Source organism: Jeotgalibacillus proteolyticus, assembly GCF_002926065.1.
GTDB classification, from domain to species: Bacteria; Bacillota; Bacilli; order Bacillales; family Jeotgalibacillaceae; genus Jeotgalibacillus; species Jeotgalibacillus proteolyticus.
Genome location: NZ_PREZ01000003.1, coordinates 490,717 through 516,059, shown reverse-complemented (window position 1 = coordinate 516,059; position 25,343 = coordinate 490,717). Strand labels below are relative to the sequence as shown.

The window sequence follows — 25,343 nt, the reverse complement described above, 5'->3', positions numbered from 1 at the left end:
AAATTATTGTTATGTCCCAATCTCTTTTCTTCATATGTCTTAACTAAAAAATAATAATAGGAGGTCATTTATTATGAATACAACAACAAAGCATGCAGGATTTGGGGCACGACTGGTGGCTTTCCTCATTGATGGGCTGCTTATTTCCTCGCCATTTATGCTGATCAGCTTTTTTGTTTTCGGAACAGCAGATATTGAACAGGTTGCTGTGTTGTACTGGCCTTACATAGTCATTGGAACGCTCTACTTCATCGGGATGCCAGTGACTCCTATGCAGGCCACAGTAGGGAAATATGTTATGGGAATGATAGTGACCGATGAACAATATCAGCCTATTAAACTGGGAAAATCAATTGGAAGATACTTTTCTCAAATTCTTTCCTACCTGATTATTTTCATTGGTTATCTATTAATTGCAGTGACCAAAAAGAAGACAGACCTGCATGATATGATCGCAGGCACTTATATTATTTATAAGGGTTAAGTGGTTATAACCTAATCCTCTCAAAGACTTTGTAATGCCTGAATTAATATAAAGCATATCAAAACTCCTATTTTCCTAGCTTTACGATTTAATTTCTCTAAGTAGGGTAAAAGGACATTAGAGAAAACCTGCAAGTGATTTGAAATAAGGAGGAATAAACATGAAGCCGAAATTTAAAGTATTTCACAATGATGAATCGTTGGATCAAACAATCGGAAAGCTTCGAAAAGATGGTGTGCGTGATGAAGATATTTATGTTCTGTCACACGACAATGACCATGTAAGAAGAAACAGAAAAGGCAATGATGCCAACAAGGTTGGTGTTAGTGAAACGGGTGTAGGGACTGCATTAAAAAATGTGTTCCGCAGCAAAGACGACAAGCTTGTCTCTAAGATGGAAGAAATGGGCTTTGAAACCGACAAAGCTGAAGAGCTTGAAGAAGAGCTCGACAAAGGAAAGACTCTTCTGATTGTAGCTAATCAGGAAAAGGTTGAATTTTAAATTTGATTTTAAACGTAAAAGCCGGATAGTAACCCTATCCGGCTTTTAATATGCCTGTTTTTCGCTGGGGATGAGCTGCTGCAGATCATGCAGACCAGAGAGCTTCACCAGATTTGCTAAATGCTTTACTGTCATCATGTTAAGCTCAGGTCTTTTTGAAAGGGAGTAAAATTGGATTACTTTGGAAGATCCTTCAAACCAGTCCTTATTGGGAGTGTTCGAATGGTGGAGATCGGGCCAGACTGCGGGTAAGGCAGGGCTGTAAATTTTAGAGGATGATTTTACGGCAGAGAAAAAATCAGGATAGTAGTCAGCTCTTGAGCCTGTATGTTCAGTGCTTTCTGCAAAAGAAACAGCCCCTTCTTTTATGTGATGAAAAAGCTGAAGATACAGCTGCTTTCCGATCTCAACCCTGGAATTGACATGCGAAAACTGCTGTACTGTCAGACCCGAGAGCTGAATGTCATGAGGAGTTTTATGTGGAAATAAAATATGAGTAAGGCCTAAAAGCTCTTGAAGCTGGAACGTAAAGGATCCAATTATATTTTTTTTATAAAACTCATTTTTCATCACCTGTTCTTCTAAAAGATGCTGTTCATTAATAATTAACGAAACGGTCAGGACTTCCTTCATGCTCTGGCTGTTTTTTAAAAAAAGCTGCCAAATAGGAATCATGAAACAGGAAATATGAAAATGAGGAAGTAAATAGGAGTAGTCTTTTTTCTCTATTTTGCTTTTTTCATATAATAATAACTGAGGGAAAGCATCCTGAAATATTAGATGGTTTGCTTTTTCAAGAAAACCAAAAAAGAGAGAAACCTGCTTAGCGGATAGCAGCCCATTAACTAAACTTCCCTTCAAATCAGTCATATTCCACCCTGCATTTCTTGAAACCATATGGGCTAGAAATGACCAGTGCAGCTCAGGATGGCGGAGGTAAAGATCAAGATAAGATTTCGTACGGGTAAGATTGTTTTGGTTTAAAGAGTTAGTGACGTTATCTATTTCTAAAACCACCTTCTTTTCCTCTTGAGACAAAGGAGAAAGGGGGTGCTTGTATGCCCATTTTTTCTGCAGATAACCCATTTCAGAGAGGGATAAAAGAGTTCTTTCGCGAAATGTTTTTGTATCCTTTTTAAAAAATGACAGCCAATTATGAAACATTTTGATCACCTCTTTAAAGTGTATTTTTAAATCTTACGATTATGAAATTCTTCCTTGTACTACACACTGATCGAGGGAATACTAAGGGCAAATAAAATTATATTTATAAAGCTTTAACGTAGGGGGGAGTTCCTCAATAAATAAGCCGCGTCTTATACCAAGCAGTTATGTAATGAGTTTTTAAAAGGCAGAAATTAAAACCCGACTACAGAGAAAGGAAATCGTTTACCTAAATATTTTAAAAAAGTTGTTGTATTATTTTGATATTGAATTATAATGAACTTAAAGTAAGCGCTTACCTTAAAAAATAAGCCTCTTAAACTATTATTTTTTGTCTTTTAGGGTAAGCGGTTACTTTATTTTTTTACCAAACAAAGGGGGATAAACATGAAGAAAATGGTAGGGTCTTTAGTTCTGTCGGCAGCTGTGCTGGGGGTAGCGGGATGTGCGGGTGATTCATCTTCAGGAAGCAGTGACGGAACAGAGTTGAATTTTTGGGTTTTTGGAGCAACCAATTATGAAGAACTGGCAGCGCAGTATATGGAGGAAAATCCTGATGTCTCGATTAAGGTGAACTTTTCTGAGATGGGAGACCTTCACAATAATCTTTTCACAGCGGTTTCCTCTAATTCAGGAGCGCCTGATGTAACGATGGTTGAAGTAAGTCAGATTGCGAAGTTTTTAGATGCTCAGGATCGTTTTTACAATCTTTATGATTACGGAGCAGAAGATGTTAAAGGGGACTATCTTGAATGGAAATGGAATATTGCAGAAAATACGGACGGAGATTATCTGCTGGGTCTTCCAACGGACATTGGTCCATCCGTTATGTTCTATCGCAAAGATGTATTTGAAGAAGCAGGACTTCCAACAGAGCCAGAGGAAGTACAGCCATTAGTAACTGATTGGGAAGGGTTTAAAGAAGTTGCTGAGACCGTCCACTCAGAAACAGGCAAAGTCATGCTTGATACGCCTGAAACCATGTTTGCCGCAATAAGGGATCAGGCACCTGAGCAGTATTTCAATACAGACGATGAACTAATCATCAATGAATCTCCTTATGTAAGAGAAGCGTATGATACAACTGCTGAGATGATTAAGGCAGGCCTTATAGGAAAGAACGAGATGTGGACACCGGAATGGGGCAATGCCATGGCTGAAGGAAGCTCTGGTGCGCTGCTTGCTCCTTCATGGATGGTAGCAAGTATTAAAGGAAATGCACCTGATGCAGAAGGTGATTGGGGAATCGTTCAGATGCCTGAAAAAGCTGGAAACTGGGGCGGATCTTACATCGCCATTCCAAAGGAATCTAAGCACCCCGAAGAAGCCTACGAATTCGTTGAGTGGTTGGTAGCACCTGAAAGACAGCTTCAATCCTTTAATGACAGCGGAATGTTCCCATCAGCACCTGCTGTTTATTCAGAAGAATCATTCCTGAATACGAGTGATGAATACTTTGGCGGATTAAACACTGCGGAAATTTTTGCTGAGGCAGCTGAAACCGTTGAACCGATCTACATGGGGAAAAACTACTCCATTGTTCACGATGAGCTTATGACAGCGCTGATCAATGTAGCCAGTGAAGGAAAAGATCCCGACAAAGAGTGGGACGAAGCGGTAAAACGCATTACCTCCCAGCTTGATCGTCAATAAAAATTGGATCAGAGACCAATGCATTTTACTTATCTCGCATTGGTCTCATCTTTCATAAAAGGGGGCTTACGACGTGAGCGCAGATGCATATGCATCAAAGAAGTGGACAGAGAAACGAAAAGAATCAGTATCCGGTTTATTATTCATCTCTCCTTTTTTCATTTTGTTTGCTATTTTTGGCTTATTCCCGATGCTGTTCAGCTTTTATTTAGGCTTCCAGCGCTGGAACGGACTAGGGGAAATGGAATTCGTTGGGTTTCAGAATTTTGCTTTTGTGATCGAGGATCCGATTTTTTGGAAGGCTCTTTATAACACAATTATTATGGGGGCTCTGGGCACATTTCCACAGTTGATCGTAGCCATCTTTCTGGCTTTTGCCTTGAATTCTGCTCTGGTAAAGTTTCAAAGTGCGTTTAGAGCTGCATTTTTCCTGCCGTATGTAACATCAACGGTAGCGGTGGCGATTATCTTTGGGGTAATGTTCAGCAACCAGGACTTCGGTCTGATCAATGTGTTCTTGAATCTTGTAGGCCTTGACAGTGTGAGCTGGCAGACAAATGAGTGGGGAGTAAAGATTGCTGTCGCTGTTATGGTGTTTTGGCGCTGGCTCGGTTACAATACGATCATTTACCTTGCCGGGATGCAGGGGATTCCAAATGATTTGTACGAAGCAGCAACGATCGATGGAGCGACCGTTTGGCAGAAAATCCGCTTTATTACGATTCCAATGCTCCGCCCGATTATTATTTTTACGGTGTTTTTATCAACGATCGGAGCTCTTCAATTATTCACAGAGCCGCTGATTTTCTTAGGTGGAGGTCTCCGCCAGGAAGGGATTACAGTGGTGCTTTACTTATGGAGAGAGGCATTTTCAAATATGGCATTTGGAACAGCATCTGCTTCAGCGATTATTTTATTCCTAATTATCATCGTATTTGCAGCAGTGAATTCGTTTGTTGTGAATAAGGCATTCAAATAAGGGGGAGAGAAAACAATGTCCAAGGTTATTTCAAAAGTCAGTTTATACGCAGTGTTATTCATTGGCGCATTTTTGTCGATCTTCCCATTTTATTGGATGTTCGTCATGGCAACCAACCATAACAGTGTTATTAACCGGGTTCCGCCGGCTTTAATTCCTGGTCCCGAGCTTGTGAACAATTTTCAAAACGTACTTAGCAATATTGATTTTTTCGGTGCGATAGGAAATTCCTTAATCGTATCCTCGGTGACGACACTCGGCGTATTATTTCTTTGCTCGCTGGCAGGGTTTGCTTTTGCTAAGTTTCATTTTAAAGGAAAAAATCTTCTTTTTGGGCTGCTATTGATTACGATGATGGTTCCGCCGCAGCTTGGGTTGATTCCTCAATACTACATTATTACAAAGCTTGGCTGGCTGAGTGATTTAAGAGCAGTTATTGTCCCGGGCTTGATTGATGCATTCGGGATCTTCTGGATGAGGCAGTACATTTCAAGTAATGTACCTGATGAGCTGATGGATTCTGCGAAAATTGATGGCTGCTCTCATGTGCGTGTGTACTGGAATATCGTTGTGCCAATCATTCTTCCGGCATTTGCTACACTTGCAATCATTAAATTCATGTATATGTGGAATGACTTTTTGTGGCCGCTGGTCGTATTGCGTGATGAGTCTGTTCATACGATCCAGATTGCCCTTAGAGGATTGATCGACGCATATGTGAAGGATAATGGTATGATATTGTCAGGAACTTTCTGGGCCACGATCCCGTTGGTTTTGATTTTTCTTCTCTTCAATAAGCTCTTCATCTCAAGCCTTACACAGGGTGCAGTGAAAAGCTGATGATTACAGGGAAGGGGACAGGAGCTGGCAGCATGATTAAACGATATACCATACAGGATATAGCAGAGCTTGCCGGAGTGTCTGCAGCGACTGTGTCGAAAATTATGAATAACACCGGCAATATTAGTCTTGCGACAAAAGAACGGGTAAAAGCCATCATAGAAGAGACTGGATATTCTCCAACCCATTCCGCAAAAAGCCTTGCTTCGAAAAAAACAAATCTAATTGGAATTGTTTACGCCGGCAAAATTAATGTTGATTTGGATCATCCATTTTTTAATAAGGTTCTTAACAGCTTTAAAAGTCAGATTGGCCTTTTGGGGTATGATTTTATTTTCTTCTCCAATGAACAATACAAGTCAAATTACCTGGCGCGCTGTCATCACTACAATGTAGATGGCGTGCTGATTGTCGCAGGGGATGATATAGAAGAAGCGATATTTCAGCTGGATCAAAGCCCAATCCCTTGTGTTGGGATTGACATTGAGCTGAAAGGTGAGCGCTCAAGCTATGTCATGACAGATAATTATAAAGTCTCTCACTTAGTAGTGGAGTATGCCTATATGAACTCGATTGACAAAATCGGAATTATTGGCGGGACGCATGACTCAAGAGTCTCCATGCTTCGTGAGGAAGGTTTTCGGGAGGCTATGAAGCGATTTGGCCTTCCGGTTAACAAAGACTGGGTAGTACACGGTGATTATTACGAGGAGTCCGGCTACCGTCTGATGAATGAAATGATTGCTAAGCATAAAGAGAATTTGCCAGAACTACTTTTTGCCTTCTCTGATTTAATGGCTTTAGGTGCCATACGAGCCCTCAGAGAAAATGGTCTTCAGGCACCTGACGATATTAGAGTAATTGGCTGTGATGATATTGAAGCGTGCCGCTATGCTCAGCCAAAGCTGACAACGATTAAGCAGGATAAAGAAAAGATTGGGATATTTGCTGCAAAGCTTTTAAGCAATCTTATTGATAAAAAAGGGAAGGGCCGTTCACTTTTGGTGGATCCTGAGCTTGAAATAAGAGAAAGCTGCGGTCTTGCAAACGATAAAGAGTAGGAGCTGATAAACATGAAACAGGGATTTTTAGGCGTGATGGAAATGTTCGCTTCTTTTGTATTGCTGAACGTTATGTTTTTTGTTTACTCTCTTGCTCTTATCACGTTTATTCCTGCACTGGCAGCGACGATCGAGACGCTGCATTCGTGGAAGAAGAAGGGGCTGAACCCTTATTTCGCGAAGTCCTTTCATCAAAGCTTTAAAAAGCATGCAAACACCACTGCCCTAAGCCTGTCAGGACTCTGGGCTGCTGGACTGCTCATTCTGGCAGCGGATATTTGGCTGGTGACGGCAATTGATATGAAATTCAGTGACACGATACTGGCTGCAGCTTCAATCGCTTTTATCGTCTGGCTCATGATGCTGCCTTATATGACTGTGCATGTCATGAAGGTGGAGCTGAAGTTTTTGCCTATTTTAAAAAACAGCTTTCTGCTGCTTTGGATTGAATGGAAACGAACCGTTTTATTGTTTTTCATGTTTGTAATAGGCGCAGCAGGGATTTTGACCATGCCCTTCTTATTGCTTATCTCAGGAAGTCTGCTGGCAATTTCCGTGTATTCCATTTTCATGCCAATGCTTGCAGCCTATTATGTATCACCACATTCCGGGGAGGCGTTGAAATGAATAAGATTCAATTTCCACAGGACTTTATCTGGGGCGCTGCTACTGCGTCCTATCAAATCGAAGGCGCTGTAAATGAAGGAGGCAGAGGTGCTTCCATTTGGGATACATTTTCTCAGCAGCCGGGCAATGTGAAAAATGGAGACACCGGTGCTACTGCCTGCAACAGCTATCATTTATACAAAGAGGATGTTTCTCTTCTAAAAGAGCTCGGTGTTTCAAGCTACCGTTTTTCAATGGCATGGCCGAGAATTTTTCCTGAAGGCACGGGTTCTGTAAATCAGGAGGGGCTGGATTATTATCATCGATTAGTAGATGAGCTTCTGGAGAATAATATTGAACCGATGTGCACCCTTTACCATTGGGATCTGCCCCAGGCACTGCAGGATCAGGGCGGCTGGGAGGTCAGGGAAACAGTTGATGCGTTTAACGAGTATGCTAAAACGGTTTTTGAATCCTTTAAAGGGAAAATTACAAAGTGGATTACGATTAATGAACCATGGTGTGCTTCCTTTCTATCAAACTATCTTGGCGTGCATGCTCCCGGAAAAAAGGATCTTCAAATAGCGACAACCATCGCTCATCACTTGCTTTTAGCACATGGACGGGCTGTTCAATCACTTCGTCAGATTGATGGGGATGCTGAGATTGGATATGCACCAAATGCAGGCTGGTCGGAAGCCTATTCATCTTCTGAGGAAGACAAGCAGGCAGTTAGGCGCGCAAACGGCTGGCACATTGAATGGTTTATGGATCCGGTGTTTAAAGGAGAATATCCTGACTTTTTAGTTCAATGGTTTAAGGAACAGGAAAATGTCACAGTGCCAATTCAGGACGGGGATCTGGAGATCATCTCAAGCCCGATTGATTTTGTTGGAATCAACTACTATACCGGAAATATTGCCAGATATGATGAAGGAAACGGGTTATTCCATGTAGAAAATCTTAATTTCAACTATGATCATACAGATATCGGCTGGCCGATCTATCCCGAAGGCTTTTACAAGCTGCTGAAGTATATATCTGACCGCTACGGATCTGTACCGATTTACATTACCGAAAATGGAGCCTGCTATAATGACGGTGTGGAAAATGGAAGAGTGAACGACGTTAAACGAATCTCTTACATGAAAACTCATATTGCGAGTGTGAACAGAGCACTTCATTCAGGCGTTAACATTAAGGGCTATCTTGCCTGGTCTCTTATGGATAATTTTGAATGGGCAGAAGGCTATGATATGCGTTTTGGACTTGTCCATGTTGATTTTGACACTTTTGAGCGAACCGAAAAAGACAGCTATTACTGGTATCGAGATACTATTAAGAAAGCCGGCTACGATTTATCTGAATAACAGAAAAAACTCTTCTTTTTGAAAGGAGAGTTTTTTTGTAGACTACTAATAAGGGGAAAATGCAATTTTATGCTAAAAAGGCAGGTGTGCAGAATGACCATTCATGATCGGCCGGGGCAAATCATTATCCTGAACGGCACCCCGAGATCAGGGAAAACGAGTATCGCAAAGGAAATCCAACAAACGTTTGATGGGATATGGATGAATCTAGGCGTGGATGCGATGATGCGGCAAACACCGGAACGCTATCAGCCGGGAATCGGGCTGCGTCCAGGAGGAGAATGCCCGGATCTTGAGCCTCATATTGTCCGTATGTACGAAGCAATGTTTAGCATGATCTCCGTACAAAGCAGGCTCGGTTTTAACGTCGTTGTAGATGTTGGATTTCACGAAAGCTATAGCCAGCTGCTTGGAATACTGCCTAAAAGTGCAAGGCAGCTTCAAGGACTGCCTGTCGTCATGATAGGTATAAAATGCCCGCTTGAGGAAATCATGAAGCGTCGACGGGACACCTGGGGGCAAACGGACGAAAGAGTCCCTGAGCCGGTGAAAAGATGGCAGGCGGAGGTTCATAAACCTGGAATCTATGACTTGGAGGTCGACACCTCTAAGCTTTCTCCAGTTGAATGTGCGAAGGTTATACATGAATATATTCTAAGCGGGAAGCGGGCGTCTGCTATGGATCAGCTTAGGTTGAGATGAATGTATATTTCAACCTCTTTGTCCGGTTCACTGCGCTTCAGGTGGACGCTTTCCGCGGGGCGGGGCTTGAGCTAACTTGCTTTCAGCAAGTGGATCTCAAGCTCCCGCTTCATCCCGCTGGAGTCGCCACCTTCTGCTCCGCTCACCTCACGTTTATAAAATGATCGTTTTGTCTCATCCTCTTTTTCTTATAGGATGAATATGAGATTAAGAGCTACTAAAGTATTCGGGTTAATGTGCCCACTTGCCTATACCAATCATGGAACGAGATATGACTGATCTCGAACGACTACCGTTTCGGGCGTGAAGCATATTAACACATTATCATCATCTAAATCTTTAAAACGTGGATCCCATTTTTCAATCTCGGTTCCCAAATAACGAGAGAGCAGCCCATTAGCTATATTCTTGTCAAAAGGCTTAACAGTGGCAGTTCCTCTAAATCCGGCATGTAAAAATAGTCCGGGTTGGGGGTTGATATCAACGATTCCAATGGCACATTTTTCATTCCTTCTTATTCTTTCTGGAAAGGTGTCTGAAGCTGTCCCGATAATCCAGATTTTATTTTCAAGCCAATAAAACCAAACGGGCGAATGTCTTGGTGAATCGTCTTTTACTGTTGATAGATGAGCTACTAGAGGCAGAGAAAGAAATTTCTCCAAATCGAAGCTTTTGCCGGTATCCTGAATAATTTTCATCATGACACCTCCTGAGATAATGAGTTAGTCTAATTTCATCATTGCGCCAAAATACTGGGAAGCAGTAGTAAACGTTATAAACGCACACAGTTCACTCATTTCCGCGTCAGAAAAATATTCTTTTAACACATTAAATGTAGTATCTGGTATGTTCCCCTTTTGTTTTAAAAACACTTCAGCAAACCCTACAGCAATAGATGTTTTTGCACTAAATAAATGGGGTTCGGGTTTTCCTTTTGCTTTACAGTATAAACAACCATTTGTTTGAGCTAATGTTCTTCTTACCTGTTCTTTTAAACTAGAAGAAAGCGCCCCTTCTCTTTCTAAAACTTCTCCAAGCCTGCTCCACCTCTCCATTATCTCTGTATTGTGTCCTAAAAGCTTTTGAAATGGGGTTTCACCGAATTCCGATTCATTAATTCTTGCCATGTTGACCGCCTCCTCGTACTATTAATGGTATCTTAAAGTTAGATTCCATCACATTAAATAACAATTATGATTTACATTAATAGTTTAATTATTTAAAGAGTTAGGAGGTTTTACGTTAAAAATGAAAATTGATTCGATTGATAGAAAAATATTGAATGAATTGAATAAGAATAGCCGGTTATCAATGAGTGAACTTGGAAGAAGGATTAATCTGTCTTCTCCCTCTGTAACAGAACGGGTAAGGCAGATGGAGTCATTTGGCATTATAAAGAAATATACGTTAGAAGTAGATTATGAGAAATTGGGGCTTCCCATCCAATGTTTAATCGAAGCGACTGTGAAAAACGGAGACTATGACTCTTTCAGAAAATACATAGAAGACCTGCCAAACGTGGAGTTTTGTTACCGGATTGCTGGTAAAGCCTGCTATATGCTTAAAATGCAATTTGACACATTTGCCAAAGCAGAGGAATTTATTGAGGTGATAAATCCTTATGCACATACGGTAACGCATTTCATTTTTTCTGAGGTTGAGACGAATCTAAAATTCAGTGAGAGAGAAAATTGTTAATTGAATAAAAGCCCATTGCTACTGCAATTGGGCTTTTATGTGCAATGTAACCTGGTATAAGTTTAAAATCATACCGAATAAATCACTGAACAAAATCTTGTCTTGAAAAGACACTGATTAAGAAGGAAAGTATTCCATCGGCTCTTTGCAATGAACGTAACCATTTCTCTTATAATAATTTATAGATTCATCACTCGGCCAGACGATGACAAATTCGTAGTTGTTTTCTTGTATCCATTTATTTAAGGTGCTTAAAACTCTGCTTCCAATGCCCTGATTTCGATATTCCGGGATGGTATATACATTGGTCATAAATGCGAATGGATGTGTAATTCTTCCGGGCCGTGGAACCTTTTGTATTAATTCTATGTAAATATGAGAAACAATTTTCCCTTGATCCTCAGCAACCCAAATAAACCACAGCTTACTATTTAAAGCATCCTCTAAAAATGCCTGGCATTCCCTTTCAAATTCCTCATAGGATTCGTCTTTTTTACTTTCATCAAATTCAATGGTAGTATCCCATCTCATTTGTATTAATTGATTAATATCTTTTGTTTCAGCGAGTCTGATTATCATTCCACAGCACCTCTTATGTATTTTTAGTTTTAGATTAATTTATTCATAGTAGTTTCTTAAGTTTAACATTAATTCCCTTTTGAGCTCCAGGCCGTACATTAATAAATTAAGAATATTCCAGTGGGGAAAGACCATTTGAGGTAGGTGTGAACCCCTAAATAAAAGTAGAATGTAAGCTTGATCGCTCTAAACAGGCAGTGATAAACTTTTAGTAAATACATTGGGCTATGGGGGTTAAAACGTGGGTGAAGTCGATAAAAGAAACCGATTAGAGGAAGCTCCATTTAGTTACGGCGTTACAAAACACCATACTATTTTTATCGATTATGAAGGAAAACAGGTCAAACAACTAAAAGGTAAGGACGCTGAAAAGCTTTTATCCAAAATAGAAATGGCTCAGGATGAAAAAGCTGTACAGCTGCTGCTAGCAAAGATAACAGGAAATTTCAAACGGGGAAATGAGCGCAGTGCGAGGAATAGAGGGAAATCCTGAAGCACAGTGAACCAGGTTTAGGAGATTGAGACATTTTGTCCCAGTCTTTTTTTTGTTGTATAGTAGTTGTCATAACTATCTAATTAGATTAATATTAAATTAGATAAACATAAAACTACTTGAGGTGTAAGGTTATGCGTTCCATTCTACATACTTTTTCAAAGGAAACACGCTATCAAAAATTGTTTTGGGCCGGGTTAATTAATGGGATAGGGAGCCGGTTCAGTCAAGTCGCAATTTTCACCTTGCTTTTTCAATTGACGGGGTCTGGCATGGCGATCGGCATTGTCCTTGCCATACGGATGCTGCCTTTTCTTTTTTTCGCACCGATTGGGGGAATGCTGGCAGACAAATACTCCGTTAAAAAAATGCTTATCGTCATCGATGCTTTTCGTGTTTTCGTCGTACTGGCCTTTCTTTTTGTGAGAGGACCTGAGGATGTGTGGATTATTTATACCGCTTCTTTTCTTCTTGCCTGCGGGGAAGCGCTGTATGCGCCGGCGAGAATTTCAACCATTCCTTCACTCGTTAAAAGGGAGCGGCTTCTTTCGATCAATGCGATTGAACAGGCAATGGTTGGTCTTGTTCTCGTTGTCGGCGCAAGTGCGGGAGGAGTTATTTCTGATCTCTTAGGATTATCCGCGCCGTTTCTTTTAAATGGGCTGACATTCCTGCTATCGGCTGTTATTTTATCGTCTCTTCATTTGCCGGAAAGCAAGCAAGTTCCTGCAGCAGCACAGCGTGCTCAGATGCCGGCGGGACTCATTACAGGGTCTGATGTTTTGCTGGCATTTTTCTTTATCGCGATTACAATGCCGCTGGCTAATGGGATTGATAATGTATTAATCAGTATTTACGCGCTTGATGTGTTTGAGATGGGGGAGCTCGGCGTAGGTCTAATGTATGCATCTCTCGGACTAGGATTTATTATCAGCTCCTTATTTTCAAATTGGCTGAAAAGTGGGCTGCTTGTCCTCACTGTTATTTTTATAGCGCTTGAAGGGCTGGCTCACATAGGCTTGAGTATGGTTCCTGTTTTTTGGATGGCCCTTTTAATGGTCGTGCTAATTACCTTTACAGGAGGTATTAGTAATATTTGCATTGATACCGTGATGATGAAGGTCATCCCGAGGGAAAAAAGAGGAACAATTTTTGGCTTCATGCAGGCGGTTGCCAATACTGCACTTGGGTTTTCCATGGCAGCAGGCGGTTTTTTACTGGAGATTTTTGAGCCGAGATTTTTAAGTATACTCGTTGGAGTGGCTTATCTTATTTTTACGGCTGTGTACGCTCTGATTTTTTCAAATATGGATTTAATAAAGGAGAAAAAAGAACTGATAAGGAAGGTTGGGTAATGAAGGGTTTGGTATGATAGGTGAAAAAGGGTGAGAGGATGAAGCTCACAGATTGGTTATATGGAAGCTTTAATGTAGAACCTGTTCTAGAAGATTTGATTTTAAGTGACGCTGTTCAGCGGTTGAAGGGAGTCTACCAGGGCGGAGCAAGCGTTTGGGTGAACGAAAAGTGGAATGTAACACGCTACGGTCATTCAATTGGCGTCATGCTGCTGATCAGAAAAATGGGGGGCTCTTTGAAGGAGCAGATTGCGGGACTTCTCCATGACGTTTCACATACTGCTTTCTCACACGTAGTTGATGCGGCACTTGAAAATCAGGAAGAGAATTATCACGAAGCGATCTTTTCTGACTATATTAAAAAAACATCCATTCCAGCTATTTTACGAAAATATCAATTCGATCCTCATGATGTTTTGGGGGATGATTCCAGATGGTCCATTTTGGAGCGGCCCGCGCCTGAGTTATGTGCTGACCGGGTCGATTACACCTTAAGAGATATGACGGTATACAGCATCATTTCCTTGGAGGAAGCCCATAGTTTTTTAGAAAGTCTGATTATTCATGAAGGCAAAATGACGTTGAAAAACGTGGAGTCAGCAGAGTGGTTTGTCCGTACATACTACCAGGAAGTCATCGGATTTTTTATGAATCCTCTAAACGTTTATGGAAATACTCTCCTGGCTGAGATTCTTAAAAAAGCGCTGGGAAAACAAATTCTCAGCAGAAGCGATCTTCTTGGGACAGATGAAGAGGTCATGGGCATATTGAAACAAAGCAGTGATTCTGAGATAAAGGCTTTATTAGGACGTTTGCGCCGAGATGTGAGAATTGTGACAGGTAATAAAGGTGGCGGCTTTCATCAAAAAATGAAGCTGCGTTTAATTGATCCTCCAGTTCTAGTAAACGGTAAGGCCGTGCCTGCATCCAGTCTTTCTTCAAATGTAAAGGAGATTAAGCAAAAAACCCGGGAAAAGGCGATTGAAGGAGTGTCTGTCAATGTTACATCAGCTGGATAAGCTATTTAGAAGAGGTGATAAAAATGGATCAAACCGTAAAAATCTACTTTAAAAATCTTGAATCAAAGGACAAGCAGCTCCAGTTTGAAGCGTATACGAACCTTATGGAAATAACTACAGAAAAGGTCGACTGGGCATATGAAGTCTGGGACAAACTCAAAGCGGATTTAACTCACAAGGATCCTCATAAGCGGTCAAGGGCCGCTCAATTTTTGGCTCATTTAGCCCTCAGTGATTTCGAAAAAAGAATGCTTGAAGATTTTTCTGATGTATGGAAAGTTACACAGGATGAAAAATTTGTGACGGCCAGACACAGTCTTCAATCGATTTGGCGGGTGGCTCTTGCAGGGGAGGGACAAAAGGAACTCGTGCTCAGCCATCTGATCGACCGCTTTAAAAATTGCCTCAACGAGAAAAACTATACCCTTATCCGGTTTGATATCATTGAGAGTTTCAAGAAATTATACAATGCAAGCGGAGAAGAAGAAGTGAAAACAACCGCCTTTCAGCTGATCGAGCTTGAAGAAGACAGTAAGTACAAAAAGAAATACACGGCTCTTTGGAAATAAGGGAGGTCAAGCAATCCTATAGCGGGTTGCTTATTTTCATTTTTAGCAATGAAACAAGAAGTGCTATGATAAGAGTAAATGAGTAACTTTTGAAAGGAGCACGCAGCGTGAAGCGGTCCATCAGTCAAAAAATGATAAAAGAAAAATGCGGTACAGCTTCTTTCAAAAGAGGAGACGCTTTTTATCGCGGAAATAAAGTGAAAATAGCCCGTTACAGTGAAGACCTCTGTAAAGCGACTGTGATTGGAGCAGAGGATTTTCATGTTGAAATCTCAATAGATGAGAACCTCAACGTTCATTCAGGATGCAGCTGTCCGAAGCTTGCTTCCTTTGATAAGGAATGTCAGCATGTAGCGGCGGTATTATTATGGATCGCAAATGAGCAGCAAAAAAGCAAAGAAAAACTACAAACGCCATCTTCCTTAGAGCCTGGGGTGAAAAATGTACTTACAGAGGGGTTCTTAACGCTTTTTCATCAAAAACCCACACGCGGAAGCGGGCATCAGCACCATTTTGAAACCCGCGAAGTAATGGATGCAGAATTTATCCTGTCACCTCTGACAATAGGAGAGGGCAGGAATTTAATTAGTGTAGAAATGAAAATTGGCGGGACAAAAATTCGTGATATAAGAAGGTTTTTATCAGATGTAAAAGAAGGAAAGGCAAGCCTGCTGTCTTCAGCAGTTATCTTTGATCCAAAGGTGTTTTGCTTTGATAAAGAAACCGATGAGGTCGTTCAGCAGCTCGTTCAAGTTGTCCGTGATGAACAGGCTTTTTGGGAATCCGATAGGGACAGGCATCATGTCTCAATCACCCCGGAGCTCTTACTCATTCCACCATCCTCCTGGGAGCCGTTGAAGGGGCTTCTTACCCTTGCCCCTGAGGTAATGGTAACGTATCGGCGGCAGGTTTATTCGGGTCTTAAGTTCTCCGATGCCATACTTCCGCTGCAATTTGTCCTGACAAAACCAGGGGATAAAGGCCATCAGCTCCAAATAAACGGACTGAATGATCTCATTCTGCTGCCTCTGTATCAGGCGGTGTTAGCAGAGGGAGAATGGATTGAGCTGAAAAGTGAAGACAGCAGAAGACTGCAGGAGCTAAAAGGAATGCTCGATGCTTCGAAAACAAACAGGATTCCTGTGCCGGAAGATCAGCTTGAGTTCTTTTTGGAAAAAGTCGTGCCGGGCTTAAGAAGGCTAGGCGAGGTCCAGCTGCCTGGAGTTAATCCTGCTGCAGTGGAGAAAAAGCCGCTTGTAGCCAAGCTGTTTTTAGACCGCGTGAAGGACCGGCTGCTTGCGGGACTTGAGTTTTGTTACGGCGATACTGTCATCAATCCTCTTGAACGTGACAAAAGCTGGTCGAGTACCGTTCTATTCAGGGAAAAAGAGAAGGAAGAAGAGATCCTTGCGTTAATGGAGGAAAGTTCTTTTACGGAAACGGAAAGCGGCTACTATCTTCATCATGAGGAATTAGAATATACCTTTTTACACCATATCGTGCCAAGGCTTAAAGGTGTTGTTCAGCTCTATGCCACAACGGCAATTAGAAACCGGATTTTCAAGGAGCATGCCCCGCCTAAAATCAGCGTCCGAATTAAAAAAGAGAGAACGAACTGGCTTGAATTTAAATTTGAAATGGAAGGCTTTCCTGAGCGGGAAATAAGAGCGCTTTTGGCTGCGCTTGAGGAAAAAAGAAAGTACTACCGGCTGCGCGACGGCTCCCTGTTTTCTCTGGAGACAAGGGAGATAGAGGAAATCAGGCGTTTTTTAGAAGCAGCGCCGATCCAGCCGGAGGACCTCGAGCAGGAATTTGAAATGCCGATTGTTCAGGGGCTTCGCCTGCTTGATTCTGTGGAGAACCCTGACTTTTTTGCCGTAGAAGAGTCCTTCCGGCAATTTTTAGAGCAGCTGAAGCATCCGGATTTTTCTCAATTTGAAGTTCCTAAATCACTAGACGGGGTTTTGCGGGACTATCAAAAGCAGGGCTACAGCTGGATGAAGCTCCTTGCAAGCTACGGGTTTGGCGGGGTTCTTGCGGATGATATGGGTCTGGGGAAGACCCTTCAAAGCATTACGTTTTTGTTATCGGAGCTGCCGATGCTTCGCCAAAACAACCAGCAGGCACTCATCGTTTGCCCGTCTTCAGTCATGTACAACTGGCTTAGCGAATTTATGCAGTTTGCCCCTGAAATTGAAGCGGTTGTTCTGGATGGCAGTGTCAAAGAAAGACGCGAGATCCAGCGTGATCTTTCGAAAGTTGATGTGATTATTACGTCTTACCCATTAATTCGCAAGGATAGTAAATGGTATGAGACGCAGCATTTTCATACGATCTTCTTTGATGAAGCACAGGCATTTAAAAATCCTGTTACGCAGACAGCCCGGGCTGTCAAAAGTCTTCAGGCTGTTCATCGTTTTGGTCTGACCGGGACGCCGGTTGAAAATTCAATCGAGGAGCTATGGTCTCTTTTTCATGTCATTTTTCCTGAGCTATTCCAGAGCTTAAGTGAATACAGTCATCTTTCGAGAAAAGCAATCGCAAGAAGAGTCCGCCCGTTTATGCTGAGACGCATGAAGGAGGATGTGCTGGATGAGCTTCCTGAAAAGCTGGAAATCATTGATTCTACAGAGCTTTTGCCAGATCAGAAAAAGCTTTATGCAGCTTATTTAGCGAAGCTCCGTCATGATACGCTGAAGCATCTGGATAAAGATACGATCCGCAAAAACCGGATTAAAATTTTGGCAGGGCTGACGAGACTGAGACAGATTTGCTGTCATCCCGGCTTATTTGTTGAAGGGTATAAAGGGCGGTCTGCGAAGTTTGAGCAGCTTCAGCAGATTTTAGAGGAATCAAGGCTGTCAGGAAGAAGGGTTTTAATTTTTTCACAGTTTACGAAAATGCTTGGCCTGATAGGAAAAGAACTGAAAATAAAGGGAGAACCGTATTTTTATTTGGATGGGCAAACGCCTTCTGAGGAGAGGGTGGAGATCTGCAGCCGCTTTAATTCAGGCGAACGGGATTTGATTCTAGTGTCGCTAAAAGCGGGTGGAACCGGACTGAACCTGACGGGAGCGGATACTGTGATTTTATATGATACATGGTGGAACCCTGCAGTAGAGGAACAGGCGGCAGACCGTGCCCACCGCATGGGACAGAAAAAAAGCGTGCAGGTAATCAAGCTTATCGCACGCGGCACGATTGAAGAAAAAATGAATGAGCTTCAGGATAAGAAACGTCATCTAATTAAAGAAATCGTTGATCAGGACAAAAATGAAGCTTCGAGCTTAACGGAAGAGGATATTCGGGAGCTTTTGAGGATATGAATAGGGAGGAAAACAAGTCGGGGTGCTGGTCTAGCTTTTTCAGTTCAGTGGTACGAAAAAACATTTAAATTAGCATCAAAATTAATGTTACCTATTACTGCAATTAATCCGAAAATGAGGATATTTAAAAGAATATGGTACATAACAATAATTTTAGAAACGTGAGGTGAACGGAGCGGAAGGGGGTGACTCCTGCGGGAGGAAGCGGGAGCTTGAGATCCACTTGCGAAGCAAGTTAGCTCAAGCCCCGCCCCGCGGAAAGCATCCCCCTGAAGCGCAGTGAACCGGGTAAAAGAGGCTAACGACACACATTTGTTCCAGCCTCTTTTATAATATCCAGCAGTATTTCATTTTTATTGAAAGTCTAACGCAACTGCATAAGTAGCAATGCTATCTTCCCAATTTCCTGCTATTTCAACTATATATTTCCCTTTTTCTTCGACTTCTTCAAAAGATTTATACGTTTTAATAATACCGTTATAATCCCATAGTCTTATTTCATATTGTGATGGTTCTTTTTCGAAGTTTAACTTTACGGGCTTCGTTAGATTTACCCTAACACTTTGTTCGGTATTTACCATCTCGGTTGGAGGTGCGTGGTCTGTCTGCGTGGTTATATTTTGACCTGTACTTTTATCAAAATAAGTCCAAGTATAAGTCCCTTTGTAAGTCTTCACTTCAACTCCACCGAATGTTAATTTTAAAGCAGGCGGTTTTTCCTCTTCATTAGACATTGGGGTTGAATTATTATTTTCATATGTAATTTTAGGTGAATCTTTTTCTTCAAAATTATTACACCCTATTAATAGGAGTAACAGAATAAAAAACAGTCCCGCACGAACTAAGGTATTCATAATATCCCTCCTCTGTAAATTAGTCATTACTTTCATAAAAAAGTTACATAATCCAACTAATCTTTACCGATAGTCGGATGAGGTGAAAATCAACATTTCCCAGATGCTATACAGCTATCTGATTAGTATTTCTTATTTTTTTCCAGACAACTGAATGAATTAGGTGCTGATTGGAGTCTGTTTTTTAGTTAAAAAAAATTTGCGAGCGTTTTTGCGTGATTTGTAAGCGCGATTCCTAATTTGCGAGCCAAAATTCCTGGATTTACGAGCGTACCGCCCAAAACTGCGTTTTTAGAAATTTTTTCTAACTCCAGAACGAAACGTATGCTACGATATCAACTAAACGGATATTTAGGGGAGAGTCGCATGAAATTAGTACTTATTTTTGGTCCTCAGGCTGTAGGGAAGATGACAGTGGGACAGGAATTGGCTAAACTGACGGATCTAAAGCTTTTTCATAATCATATGACCATCGATCTGGTTAGTCATTTCTTTGATTACGGGACGAAGGAAGGGCAAAGGCTTGTTAATCTGTTTCGTCAGGAGATTTTTGAAGAGGTCTCAAAAAGTAATTTAGCGGGTATGATTTTTACCTATGTTTGGGCGTTTAATTCGCAGGGCGATTGGGATTATGTGAATCAGCTAAAGGAGCTTTTTTTGAATCAAGAGGGGGGACGGTTTGCTTTGTGGAGCTTGAAGCGGATGTAGATGAACGACTTGAACGAAATAAAAGCCCTAATCGGCTGGAGCATAAGCCATTTAAACGGAATATCGAATGGTCTGAAAATGAATTATTATCATCTATGGATAAATATAGACTGAACTCGTTTGAAGGGGAAATTAAGCATCCGAACTATCTAAGATTAAATAACACAAACCTAAGTGCAGAAGAAACAGCTAAAATGGTTAAGGGCAAATTTAATTTATAATCACACAAAAAACGCCTGGAGAACCCATCCAGGCGTCTTTTTGCTAAGTATTTTACGTTAACTGCTGCTCAGCAAATTCACGATACAAACTGTGGTTAGCAACGAGTTCAGCGTGCGTGCCGATGCCGGTGATTTCTCCTTTTTCGATGAAAATGATTTTATCAGAATCGACGATGGTAGAAAGTCTGTGTGCGATCACAAACGTGGTGCGTCCTTCCATCAACCGGGAGAGGGCTTGTTGCACAATGCCTTCTGATTGGCTGTCGAGACTGGCAGTTGCTTCATCCATCATGAGGATTTTAGGGTCGCGCAAAAATGCCCGTGCAATCGCGATCCGCTGCCGCTGACCGCCTGAAAGCTTGACGCCGCGTTCTCCAACCTCTGTATCGAGTTCTTTTGGGAATTCTCTAATGAAAGGTGCAGCGTAAGCCATTTCTGCTACCTGCCATAATTGCTCATCTGAAATGTCCTCAACATTGTCCAGTCCGTAGGTGAGATTTTCACGGATGGTTCCTGCCATCATTGGACTATCCTGCGACACATAGCCGATCTGGCTGCGCCAGGAATCCATTGAAAGCTCAGTAATCGGAGTATTTCCGATCCGTATTGCCCCTTCGGTTGGTTCATAAAATCGTTCGATCAATCCAAACATTGTCGTTTTACCGCCGCCGCTTGGACCGGCGAACGCAACCATCTCACCGGGCTGTGCTTCAAAGGACACATTTCGCAAAATTGGTTCATCCTCCTGATAAGCAAAGGAGATGTTTTGTACCTGCAGCGGCTGATCGGTAATGTCTATTTCGAGTCCGGTACTGCCTTCTTCTAGCGGCAGGTCAATGATTTCAATAATGCGTTCTGTTGCTCCCTTTGCTTTTTGCAGCTGAGTAAAGAACATAGCAAAGGAGGTGATCGGAAAGATGATTTGGAACAGGTAAAGAAGGAAAGCGATAAGTGATCCGGTTGACATTGTTCCTTCTTCAACCCGGATACCTCCGTATCCGATAATGACGACAATCACAGCCATCATTATAAGGTAAATGGAGGGACCGATAATGGCGAAAATCCTCATTTCGCGCAATCCGTACTTGAAAAGGGTGGTAATGCCTTTTATTCCTTTTTCGCTCTCAGCAGTTTCGGCGTTTGACGCCTTCATCAGGCGGATTTCACTCAGTGTCTGCTGGATTTTTCCGGTGAAAACAGCGGTCTCATCCTGCAGTCCGCGTGAAATTTTGGACATGCGCTGACCAAGCGGTATCATGATCGCTACTGTCACAGGAACTGAAATGAGCATAAGAAGTGTCATTCTCCAATCCATGACTAGAAGAATAATGACTGCTCCAATGATGGTGATAATGCCGGTAATAAATTGAGGAAAATGCTGAGAAATCAAGTCTTTCACGATTCCGGTATCATTAACCACACGGCTGACGGATTCTCCGCTGTTTTTCTGATCGAAATAGCTGACCGGGAGGCGGATGAGCTTTGTCCACATCTTTTCCCTCATCCTGGCGACAACTTTTTGGCCGACATAGCCCAGCAAATAAGTGGAGATGCCGTCCATAAATGCCTGAATAATAAATACAGCGGCGATTAAAACGATAAGCCATACACTCAATGAATCAACCGAAAAGCCGTCGACAAGCTCCCTTGTTAAAAGAGGAATGGTTAGGCCGACAAGGGTAGTAATGATACTTAGAATAAGTCCTGCTGTTAAAGCAAGCTTAGGGATTTTGGTCGATAAAACAAAAGAGATAAAGGGTTTTATTCCAGTTTGCTTTTTTTCCATTACGTTCTCCTATAAAATGAATTTGTTAAACTTTTAAGAAAATGTTAAAAATGCGCCTGTATACGAGGCGGAGACTAAAGATACTTCTTCGGGCGTTCCTTCTGCCATTACTTCTCCACCGGCATTTCCGCCTTCCGGACCAAGATCAATTACCCAGTCAGCTTGTCGAATCACATCGCTATTATGTTCGACAATAATGACGGTGTTTCCTGCTTCAACCAGGCGATTTAACAGGAGAAGCAATTGCTTTACATCAGCGGGATGCAGACCGGTTGAAGGTTCATCCAGTAAATACAGCGTGTGGTCAGCCGAATGTTTATAAAGCTCCTTTGACAGCTTTAGCCGCTGGCCCTCACCGCCTGATAAGGTCGTAACCGATTGCCCCCAATTTAAATAGCCTAATCCGATTTCACATAGCAATTCAATGATTGGCTTTATTTTTTTGTTATCGTTGAAAATGAAAAGACTTTCTTCAACGGTTAAATTTAGAATAGCCGAGATCGAATGACCTTTATACTCTACAGCCAGTACCTCGTCCTTAAACCGTTTTCCCCGGCAGACCGGGCATTGTACCTCCAGGTCAGGGAGAAAATGCATATTGGTTAACACAAATCCAAGCCCCTGACAGTGCTCACAGCGTCCGCCGACTGTATTAAAGGAAAAGTCCTTTGGTTTAAGTCCGGCGTTTTTCGCTCCAGGCAGTGATGCAAAGACATTTCTGATCAATGTGAAAACATCTGTGTAGGTTGCCACATTGGAGCGCTGCATCCGTGTCAGAGGGGACTGGTTTACAGTAATAATGTTTTCAATCTCTTCAAATCCGCTTACTTTCTCACAGCCTTCTACCCGTCCTTTTTGTGTGTAATGTGCAAGCAGGTCAAAAACGAGCGAAGATTTTCCTGAGCCTGAAACCCCTGTTACAGCTACAAAGCATTCAAGAGGGAAGCTGACTGTTACATTCTGCAGATTATGCCTTGTGGCGTTATGAACAGTCAGATGCTTTCCGTTGCCTTTTCTTCTTTTTTGCCGAACTGGGGGTGCTTCCTTGAGGTATTTCCCTGTGATGGACGCCTCCTGCTCCTGAAGTTCTGTATAGCTGCCCTGACCGACCACCGTACCGCCGTAGTTTCCTGCGCCTGGCCCCATATCAATGATGTGATCTGCTTCTTTCATTACATCCGTGTCATGTTCAATGACTAAAACGGTATTTCCAAGATCCCGAAGTTCTTTTAAAATGGTGACAAGCCCCTGTGTGTCTTTCGGGTGGAGTCCCGCTGTAGGTTCATCCAGAACATAGAGAACACCCGTAAGACCGGATCCGAGAATCGTAGCTAAACGCAGCCGCTGCGCTTCTCCGCCGGAAAGGGTAATTGTTTGGCGGTCGAGAGATAAATACCCCAGACCGACATGGAGAATCCGTTTCACCTTAACAGACAGCTCTGAAAGAAAATCTTCAACCAGCAGCATACTGCTTTCGGGGAGCTCAGTTTTAAGCCGAGTCAGCCAGGTATCAAAGTCTTCAAGTGAGTACTTCATCGCATCGGTTATAAAAACATCTGCCACCTTCACATTCCGGCTGATTTCATTTAGCTTGCTTCCGTTACATGAAGGACAGGTCTTTGTGAAGAATAGTTTTGACTCTCCTGACTGTCCTTCCTTTTCCCGGTAGCGTCTCCACACTGCAGTAACCACACCTTCAAATTTCCCTTTGCTTACTGTTTTTGGCGGCTTTGTATCAGGTGAATGAACCGTAAATTTCTCGCTTTCTACACCGTAATAAAGAAGGTCCCTTTCTGCGTCACTAAACTCTCTTAGCTTTTTATGAAGATTTATGTCTATTCCGTAATGGACGCCGGCTGCTTTTACAATGCCAAGCTGGTAGTCGCTAAAAGCTCCATTCCAAATCGTTACAGCACCTTCTGTTAAGCTTAAATCAGGATTGAAGAGCTGCGATTCATCAAGCTCAGCGACACTTCCGAGTCCATCGCAGGACGGGCACGCGCCATCGGGTCTATTAAATGAAAAGTGAGATCGTGTCAGCTTTTCCATTTTGTAATCACAATCCGGGCAATGGATATATTGTGTAAAGCCTGTTTCTTCATTGTAATCCTCCTGATCCAGAGAGGGTAGAATGAGGGTGTGGCATTGAGGACAAGGGCGTTCTCCAAGCTTTTCGAAGATCAAACGCAGGTACGTATACATATCAGTGATGGTTCCGACAGTGGAACGGGGGTTGCGGTTATTGTTATGCTGCCCAACACTTATTGATGGGGACAAACCAATAATGGAATCTACCTTTGGCTTGCCAATGGATTCGGCGGACATTCCAATTGACTCAAGGTATTGACGCTGGCATTCCCGCTGGAGGGTATCCATTGCGAGCGTAGATTTTCCCGACCCGGAAGGACCGGTCAAAACAACGAGCTGGTGTTTGGGAATGGAAAGTGAAATGTTCTTTAAATTATTCTCCCGCGCCCCATTTAAAATGATGCTATTGTGCATAGAAATTCCTCCTTTTTATTCGCTATAAGTTAATTCTATAACATTAATGCAAATGCTAAGGTTATGATAAAAAAGGGAGCGTTTAAGCTTGTGTTGCAAACAAAAGCCGTCACTCTACTTTAGGGTTTTATTTTAAGGTTACAGGGGAGGGAAGCTGGAATGATAAAGCCGATTGTCATTGCCAGGAAATTAAAAATCAGTACGAGCGCACTGCGCCATTATGAAGCGTGGGGCATTGTTCCGAAAGCGGAGCGGTCAGAAAACGGCTACCGTCTTTATACAAAAGAGCATGTAGCTTATTTTGAGTGTATTCGGGCGTTAAATAGAGGATTTGGAATGAAAGCAGCTAGAGAGATCATGCCATTCATTATGGAAGGAAACCCAACTGAGGCCTTATGGGTAGTTAATCGCGTTCAAGGAGACCTTCGCAAAGAAAAGGAACGGGCAGAACTTGCGTTAAAAATTCTTCAGCAGGAAGAAGATCTCGACCGGGCGTCTCGCTTTAAAAAACAGTGGTACAGCATTGGGGAAGCAGCTGAATCACTTGATTTGGCAGCTTCAACGCTCAGGCACTGGGAAAAAGAAGGGCTGATTTGTCCTGAACGAATGCCAGACAGCGGCTACAGGAAATACAGCCGTGAGGATCTTCAGCGACTTCTCATTATCCGTACGCTTAAAACCGCTGTCTATTCTCTCGATATCGTTCGGGAAGCAATGGATGAAATGGGCCAGCATACGATTAAAAGCGCGGTAAAAGTAATTCGTGATTCGCTTGCCCTGATGGATAATCAAATTAAAGAGCAGCTTCACGGGCTTTATTATCTTTATAAGCTTATAGGGGTAACGGAAGAAAAGAAAGATAGCTAATTTGT

At 42.2% G+C, this 25,343-nt stretch carries 23 protein-coding genes and 1 pseudogene; 17 read left to right on the top strand and 7 right to left on the bottom strand.

From position 1 onward, the window contains the following. Positions 1-73 precede the first annotated feature (73 nt). Both C4B60_RS09600 and C4B60_RS09595 read left to right on the top strand, forming a co-directional pair. Positions 74-484, top strand: coding sequence for an RDD family protein (locus C4B60_RS09600; RefSeq protein ID WP_104057772.1), 411 nt, complete (start codon positions 74-76; stop codon positions 482-484). 160 nt (positions 485-644) lie between these two features. Next, on the top strand, positions 645-986 hold the full coding sequence (locus C4B60_RS09595; RefSeq protein WP_104057771.1) for a YflT domain-containing protein: 342 nt from the start codon (positions 645-647) through the stop codon (positions 984-986). Positions 987-1,031: 45 nt separating this feature from the next. On the opposite strand, the gene C4B60_RS09590 is transcribed toward C4B60_RS09595, so the two are convergent. Beyond that, positions 1,032-2,150 carry a DUF2515 family protein gene (locus C4B60_RS09590; protein WP_104057770.1) on the bottom strand — a complete coding sequence of 373 codons (1,119 nt, stop codon included), beginning with the start codon at positions 2,148-2,150 and terminating at the stop codon, positions 1,032-1,034. Between the two features lie 387 nt (positions 2,151-2,537). Here C4B60_RS09590 and C4B60_RS09585 point away from each other — a divergent pair, with 387 nt between their 5' ends. The 7 genes from C4B60_RS09585 (at position 2,538) to C4B60_RS09555 (ending at position 9,361) form a co-directional block, all read left to right on the top strand. Further along, positions 2,538-3,803, top strand: coding sequence for an ABC transporter substrate-binding protein (locus C4B60_RS09585; RefSeq protein ID WP_104057769.1), 1,266 nt, complete (start codon positions 2,538-2,540; stop codon positions 3,801-3,803). A 73-nt stretch (positions 3,804-3,876) separates the two neighbouring features. Continuing rightward, the gene (locus C4B60_RS09580; protein ID WP_245153922.1) at positions 3,877-4,782 is read left to right on the top strand and encodes a carbohydrate ABC transporter permease; all 906 of its coding nucleotides are present in this window, start codon (positions 3,877-3,879) and stop codon (positions 4,780-4,782) included. Between the two features lie 15 nt (positions 4,783-4,797). After that, on the top strand, positions 4,798-5,622 hold the full coding sequence (locus tag C4B60_RS09575) for a carbohydrate ABC transporter permease (protein WP_104057768.1): 825 nt from the start codon (positions 4,798-4,800) through the stop codon (positions 5,620-5,622). 32 nt (positions 5,623-5,654) lie between these two features. Continuing rightward, positions 5,655-6,683 carry a LacI family DNA-binding transcriptional regulator gene (locus tag C4B60_RS09570; RefSeq protein ID WP_104057912.1) on the top strand — a complete coding sequence of 343 codons (1,029 nt, stop codon included), beginning with the start codon at positions 5,655-5,657 and terminating at the stop codon, positions 6,681-6,683. 12 nt (positions 6,684-6,695) lie between these two features. Next, positions 6,696-7,310 (top strand): DUF624 domain-containing protein, encoded by a 615-nt coding sequence (locus C4B60_RS09565; RefSeq protein ID WP_104057767.1) that lies wholly within the window; start codon positions 6,696-6,698, stop codon positions 7,308-7,310. After that, positions 7,307-8,659 carry a GH1 family beta-glucosidase gene (locus C4B60_RS09560; RefSeq protein WP_104057766.1) on the top strand — a complete coding sequence of 451 codons (1,353 nt, stop codon included), beginning with the start codon at positions 7,307-7,309 and terminating at the stop codon, positions 8,657-8,659. The genes C4B60_RS09565 and C4B60_RS09560 overlap by 4 nt, the downstream gene beginning before the upstream one ends. Positions 8,660-8,752: 93 nt before the next feature. After that, entirely contained in the window at positions 8,753-9,361 is a 609-nt protein-coding gene (locus C4B60_RS09555; protein WP_104057765.1) for a chloramphenicol phosphotransferase CPT family protein, read from the top strand. 257 nt (positions 9,362-9,618) lie between these two features. Here the strand turns inward: C4B60_RS09555 and C4B60_RS09550 are convergent, their stop codons facing one another. Further along, positions 9,619-10,059: a pyridoxamine 5'-phosphate oxidase family protein gene (locus tag C4B60_RS09550; protein WP_209020074.1), complete on the bottom strand. Its 441-nt coding sequence runs from the start codon at positions 10,057-10,059 to the stop codon at positions 9,619-9,621. Between the two features lie 24 nt (positions 10,060-10,083). Continuing rightward, positions 10,084-10,488 carry a carboxymuconolactone decarboxylase family protein gene (locus tag C4B60_RS09545; protein ID WP_104057764.1) on the bottom strand — a complete coding sequence of 135 codons (405 nt, stop codon included), beginning with the start codon at positions 10,486-10,488 and terminating at the stop codon, positions 10,084-10,086. A gap of 121 nt (positions 10,489-10,609) precedes the next feature. On the opposite strand from C4B60_RS09545, the gene C4B60_RS09540 reads away from it, so the two are divergent. Next, entirely contained in the window at positions 10,610-11,059 is a 450-nt protein-coding gene (locus C4B60_RS09540; RefSeq protein WP_104057763.1) for an Lrp/AsnC family transcriptional regulator, read from the top strand. Positions 11,060-11,176: 117 nt separating this feature from the next. Here C4B60_RS09540 and C4B60_RS09535 read toward each other — a convergent pair whose 3' ends face one another. Beyond that, positions 11,177-11,638, bottom strand: a complete 462-nt coding sequence (locus C4B60_RS09535) for a GNAT family N-acetyltransferase (RefSeq protein ID WP_104057762.1) — start codon at positions 11,636-11,638, stop codon at positions 11,177-11,179. Positions 11,639-11,879: 241 nt separating this feature from the next. Between C4B60_RS09535 and C4B60_RS09530 the strand changes: the two genes are divergently transcribed. The 5 genes from C4B60_RS09530 to C4B60_RS09510 all read left to right on the top strand — a co-directional run bounded on the left by C4B60_RS09530 (position 11,880) and on the right by C4B60_RS09510 (position 18,400). Further along, positions 11,880-12,131: a hypothetical protein gene (locus C4B60_RS09530; protein WP_104057761.1), complete on the top strand. Its 252-nt coding sequence runs from the start codon at positions 11,880-11,882 to the stop codon at positions 12,129-12,131. 134 nt (positions 12,132-12,265) lie between these two features. Further along, positions 12,266-13,486 carry an MFS transporter gene (locus C4B60_RS09525; protein ID WP_104057760.1) on the top strand — a complete coding sequence of 407 codons (1,221 nt, stop codon included), beginning with the start codon at positions 12,266-12,268 and terminating at the stop codon, positions 13,484-13,486. Between the two features lie 38 nt (positions 13,487-13,524). Continuing rightward, positions 13,525-14,505, top strand: a complete 981-nt coding sequence (locus C4B60_RS09520; protein ID WP_104057759.1) for an HD domain-containing protein — start codon at positions 13,525-13,527, stop codon at positions 14,503-14,505. 23 nt (positions 14,506-14,528) lie between these two features. Continuing rightward, positions 14,529-15,074, top strand: a complete 546-nt coding sequence (locus C4B60_RS09515; protein WP_104057758.1) for a hypothetical protein — start codon at positions 14,529-14,531, stop codon at positions 15,072-15,074. 107 nt (positions 15,075-15,181) lie between these two features. Beyond that, a complete protein-coding gene (locus C4B60_RS09510) occupies positions 15,182-18,400 on the top strand; it encodes a DEAD/DEAH box helicase (RefSeq protein ID WP_104057757.1) in 3,219 nt (1,072 codons plus the stop codon). 353 nt (positions 18,401-18,753) lie between these two features. Here C4B60_RS09510 and C4B60_RS09500 read toward each other — a convergent pair whose 3' ends face one another. Beyond that, positions 18,754-19,254: a hypothetical protein gene (locus C4B60_RS09500; RefSeq protein WP_104057755.1), complete on the bottom strand. Its 501-nt coding sequence runs from the start codon at positions 19,252-19,254 to the stop codon at positions 18,754-18,756. A gap of 366 nt (positions 19,255-19,620) precedes the next feature. Here C4B60_RS09500 and C4B60_RS09495 point away from each other — a divergent pair. Further along, positions 19,621-20,183: pseudogene (locus C4B60_RS09495) on the top strand (AAA family ATPase). 52 nt (positions 20,184-20,235) lie between these two features. Here C4B60_RS09495 and C4B60_RS09490 read toward each other — a convergent pair. Both C4B60_RS09490 and uvrA read right to left on the bottom strand, forming a co-directional pair. Next, positions 20,236-21,969: an ABC transporter ATP-binding protein gene (locus tag C4B60_RS09490; RefSeq protein ID WP_104057754.1), complete on the bottom strand. Its 1,734-nt coding sequence runs from the start codon at positions 21,967-21,969 to the stop codon at positions 20,236-20,238. Between the two features lie 33 nt (positions 21,970-22,002). After that, positions 22,003-24,471, bottom strand: a complete 2,469-nt coding sequence (gene uvrA, locus C4B60_RS09485) for an excinuclease ABC subunit UvrA (RefSeq protein ID WP_104057753.1) — start codon at positions 24,469-24,471, stop codon at positions 22,003-22,005. Positions 24,472-24,630: 159 nt separating this feature from the next. Here uvrA and C4B60_RS09480 point away from each other — a divergent pair, with 159 nt between their 5' ends. Next, positions 24,631-25,338 carry a MerR family transcriptional regulator gene (locus tag C4B60_RS09480; RefSeq protein ID WP_104057752.1) on the top strand — a complete coding sequence of 236 codons (708 nt, stop codon included), beginning with the start codon at positions 24,631-24,633 and terminating at the stop codon, positions 25,336-25,338. Positions 25,339-25,343: the final 5 nt, after the last annotated feature.

Bases quoted from the DNA above. Each gene is read 5' to 3' on its own strand.
- C4B60_RS09600 (WP_104057772.1), top strand. From the start codon at position 74: ATGAATACAACAACAAAGCATGCAGGATTTGGGGCACGACTGGTGGCT.
- C4B60_RS09595 (WP_104057771.1), top strand. From the start codon at position 645: ATGAAGCCGAAATTTAAAGTATTTCACAATGATGAATCGTTGGATCAA.
- C4B60_RS09590 (WP_104057770.1), bottom strand. From the start codon at position 2,150: ATGTTTCATAATTGGCTGTCATTTTTTAAAAAGGATACAAAAACATTT.
- C4B60_RS09585 (WP_104057769.1), top strand. From the start codon at position 2,538: ATGAAGAAAATGGTAGGGTCTTTAGTTCTGTCGGCAGCTGTGCTGGGG.
- C4B60_RS09575 (WP_104057768.1), top strand. From the start codon at position 4,798: ATGTCCAAGGTTATTTCAAAAGTCAGTTTATACGCAGTGTTATTCATT.
- C4B60_RS09570 (WP_104057912.1), top strand. From the start codon at position 5,655: ATGATTAAACGATATACCATACAGGATATAGCAGAGCTTGCCGGAGTG.
- C4B60_RS09565 (WP_104057767.1), top strand. From the start codon at position 6,696: ATGAAACAGGGATTTTTAGGCGTGATGGAAATGTTCGCTTCTTTTGTA.
- C4B60_RS09560 (WP_104057766.1), top strand. From the start codon at position 7,307: ATGAATAAGATTCAATTTCCACAGGACTTTATCTGGGGCGCTGCTACT.
- C4B60_RS09555 (WP_104057765.1), top strand. From the start codon at position 8,753: ATGACCATTCATGATCGGCCGGGGCAAATCATTATCCTGAACGGCACC.
- C4B60_RS09550 (WP_209020074.1), bottom strand. From the start codon at position 10,059: ATGAAAATTATTCAGGATACCGGCAAAAGCTTCGATTTGGAGAAATTT.
- C4B60_RS09545 (WP_104057764.1), bottom strand. From the start codon at position 10,488: ATGGCAAGAATTAATGAATCGGAATTCGGTGAAACCCCATTTCAAAAG.
- C4B60_RS09540 (WP_104057763.1), top strand. From the start codon at position 10,610: ATGAAAATTGATTCGATTGATAGAAAAATATTGAATGAATTGAATAAG.
- C4B60_RS09535 (WP_104057762.1), bottom strand. From the start codon at position 11,638: ATGATAATCAGACTCGCTGAAACAAAAGATATTAATCAATTAATACAA.
- C4B60_RS09525 (WP_104057760.1), top strand. From the start codon at position 12,266: ATGCGTTCCATTCTACATACTTTTTCAAAGGAAACACGCTATCAAAAA.
- C4B60_RS09520 (WP_104057759.1), top strand. From the start codon at position 13,525: ATGAAGCTCACAGATTGGTTATATGGAAGCTTTAATGTAGAACCTGTT.
- C4B60_RS09515 (WP_104057758.1), top strand. From the start codon at position 14,529: ATGGATCAAACCGTAAAAATCTACTTTAAAAATCTTGAATCAAAGGAC.
- C4B60_RS09500 (WP_104057755.1), bottom strand. From the start codon at position 19,254: ATGAATACCTTAGTTCGTGCGGGACTGTTTTTTATTCTGTTACTCCTA.
- C4B60_RS09490 (WP_104057754.1), bottom strand. From the start codon at position 21,969: ATGGAAAAAAAGCAAACTGGAATAAAACCCTTTATCTCTTTTGTTTTA.
- uvrA (WP_104057753.1), bottom strand. From the start codon at position 24,471: ATGCACAATAGCATCATTTTAAATGGGGCGCGGGAGAATAATTTAAAG.
- C4B60_RS09480 (WP_104057752.1), top strand. From the start codon at position 24,631: ATGATAAAGCCGATTGTCATTGCCAGGAAATTAAAAATCAGTACGAGC.